This is a genomic window from Frankia sp. CcWB2 (assembly GCF_977927585.1).
In genome coordinates this window covers 2518-5286 of sequence record NZ_CDWRCM010000120.1, presented here as the reverse complement: position 1 = coordinate 5286, position 2769 = coordinate 2518, and the positions used below count along the sequence as shown (strand labels likewise).

Annotated in this window: 3 protein-coding genes and 1 pseudogene; all 4 read right to left on the bottom strand. The window is 72.2% G+C overall.

Translation table 11 applies throughout. From position 1 onward, the window contains the following. Window positions 1-1683, bottom strand: a 1683-nt coding sequence (locus tag ACY45C_RS13610; protein ID WP_462187987.1) for an ABC transporter substrate-binding protein, incomplete at its 3' end; no start/stop codon positions are given. A gap of 74 nt (window positions 1684-1757) precedes the next feature. After that, complete coding sequence (gene secG, locus ACY45C_RS13605) at window positions 1758-1988, bottom strand: preprotein translocase subunit SecG (protein ID WP_462187980.1); 231 nt, start codon at window positions 1986-1988, stop codon at window positions 1758-1760. Beyond that, window positions 1989-2219: pseudogene (locus ACY45C_RS13600) on the bottom strand (oligopeptide/dipeptide ABC transporter ATP-binding protein); the annotation flags it as partial. It lies immediately after the preceding gene. A 38-nt stretch (window positions 2220-2257) separates the two neighbouring features. Continuing rightward, the coding region (locus ACY45C_RS13595; RefSeq protein WP_462187979.1) for a triose-phosphate isomerase family protein at window positions 2258-2769 on the bottom strand (512 nt) is incomplete at its 5' end.

Sequence of the window (2769 nt, the reverse complement as noted above, 5' to 3'; positions counted from 1 at the left end):
CTGCGGGGTGTGCACGACGGCCAGCGGGATTACCGCGACCTGCTCGACCACCGTGTGCTCCAGGTCGGCCCAGTCGCTCGCGGCGGTCGCCTCGCTGGTGGCCCGCAGCGCCGTGGCGAGCAGATGCAGGGCGCCCGGATCCCGGTAGCCGCCGTCGGCCGGCCTGGGGCCGGCCCACGTCTCGTCCAGCAATGGCTGGAAGACGGTGCGGCCCGCGTCGCCGTACCAGTCCGGGGCGATGGTGGTGAGCGCCAGGTCCCAGAACTGCCCGGTGGGGTGGACGGCGGCCGCACGGTAGCGCTCGCCGGTCCGGATCCGGATGTCGAGGCGGATGCCGGAACGGGCGAAGGCGGTCCGCAATGCCTCAGCGGCCGCCACGTCGGTGGCGCTGTCCGTGGTGAGCAGGGACAGCGCCGTGACGGGCCCGCCGGGGGTGTGGCTCAGCGCCTCCCGGCAACGGGCCGCGTCGCCGAGTCCCGCCGGACGCGGGAAGGGATCCGCGTCGGTGTAGCCGGTCATCGTCTCCTGCAGCAACCCGGTGGCGGCAGCGGCGAACTCGGGGCCGCCGAGCGCCGCCGCGAGGCTCACCCGGTCAATGCAGTAGGGCAGCGCCCGGCGGACCGGCAGCTCACGCAGCGCGGCCGCGGAGGGCCCGTTGAATCCGACGGTAAGCGCCAGGGTGACCCCGACCCCGTCGACCACGAGACGGGGGTCATTCGCCCTGGCGAGCTCCACGGCCCGACTGTCGGGGATCTTCCCATCGAGCGACATGTCCGCGTCGCCGCTCTCCAGCTCCTGCTGCATGGCCTCCGGACTCAGGCCGTCGAAGATCGTTATATGGTCGGGCAGGGCGCGGCGGATCCCGTCCGAGGATGCGCTCCAGGATGGGCTGCGCGACAGCCGGTACCCCTCGCCGGGAGCGACCGTGAACCGGTACGGCCCGGCCGACACCAGGTTGTGCAGGTACTCCGGCGAGTCCGGCGGGTAGGCCAGGGCCTCCAGCGGCACCGGGGAGGCCGCCGGTAGCGCCAGCACGTCCACGAAGTCGTTCACCGGGGCCAGTAGATGGAACGCGAGCGTGTCGTCGCCGACGATCTCGATGCCCTCCACGGTGCTGCTCTCGACGAAGGCCGCGGCGTCGGCAACCGGGATCGCCGCCAGCTGGGCACAGAACTCCCGGAATCCGACGATGGTCGCCGTGAAGTAGCCGCGCAGCGGTGACGGGTTCGGGGGCGTGCACAGTCGCTTGATGCCGCGGGCGACGTCGTTGGCAGTGATCCGGCGCTGGTTGGGGGTGTCCCAGCGCACCGCGGGACGCAGCCGCACCGTGTAGACCAGCCCGTTCTCGGTGACGACCGGCGCGCCGACGGCGAGGTCCGGCCGCGGGATGGTCGACTTCGTCGTGTCCTCGTCGGAGGGATAGCTGAACAGCTGGCGGGTCACGAGCCGGCTGACCGCCCGCTCGCCGGGCTGGTCGGCCCAGCCGGGATCGCCGCTGGGCATCCACTGGGTGACGATCCGCAGCGTGCCGCCCGGCTTGTCGGGCGGAGGGGGCGTGGCGGTCGCCGCCGGGGTGGGACTGGCGGCGAGCTCACGCGATCCGCCCCCCGAGCCGCCGCCGCTGCAGGCGGTCACCGTGGCGGTCAGGACCGTGGCGAGCAGAACCGTGGCGAGCACGGACAGGGGGCGGGGCAGCCGGCCTCCACGGCCGCGACCACTCCCGCGGCCGGGACCAGGGCGCGGGCCGAATTGGGCGTTCAATTCTTCAGCAGCAAACCGAGACCGACGATGCAGGTGAACCAGATGATCCCAACCACGATAGTCAACCGGTCGAGGTTCTTCTCCACGACCGAGGACCCACCCAGCGACGAGGACACGCCGCCGCCGAACAGGGTGGACAGCCCGCCTCCCTTGGCCCGGTGCAACAGCACAAGCATGATCATCAGAATACTCGCGACAATCAGGGCGATCGACAGACCGATCGTCATCTAGACCAGCTCCCGCTCCTCGGGGAAGTGGCAGGCCACCCGGTGCCCAGGCCGAACCTCCGACAAGGGCGGTTCCACTGTCCTACACACCTCCTCGGCCTTCCAGCAACGTGGGTGGAACCGGCACGCCTCGAGGGGATCGGGCGGGCCGGGCACGTCGCCACGCAACAGTATCCGCTCCCACCGACGGTGCTTCGCCTGGTCCGGCACCGGGACGGCCGGCGGCAGGGCGAGTGCGCGGCAGGGCGAGTACACAGACGCGTCCGCCGTCAGGCCGGCGGCCCGCTGCGCACGATGCCGACGAACTCCTCGGCGACCAGGCTCGCCCCGCCGACCAGCCCGCCGTCCACATCCGGCATGGTGAACAGCTCGCCGGCGTTCGCCGCCTTCACCGAGCCGCCGTAGAGGACACGGGTCCCAGCGGCAATCTCATCGCCGTACTGCCTGGCCAGCTGGCCGCGGACCGCCGCGCACATGTCCTGGGCGTCCTGCGCGGAGGCGGTGCGGCCGGTGCCGATCGCCCACACCGGCTCGTAGGCGATGACGATCGTCGCGGCCTGCTCGGCGGTGATGCCAGCCAGCGACTGCTCGAGCTGACGCAACACGTGCTCAACATGGGTGCCGGCGGCCCGGATCTCCTCGGGCTCCCCCACGCACAGGATGGGGGTGAGCCCCACGGAGAAGGCCGCCTTCGCCTTGGCCGCCACCAGCGCGTCGTCCTCGTGGTGGCCGGCCCGGCGCTCGGAGTGCCCGACGACGACGTAGTCGCAGCCGAGCTTGG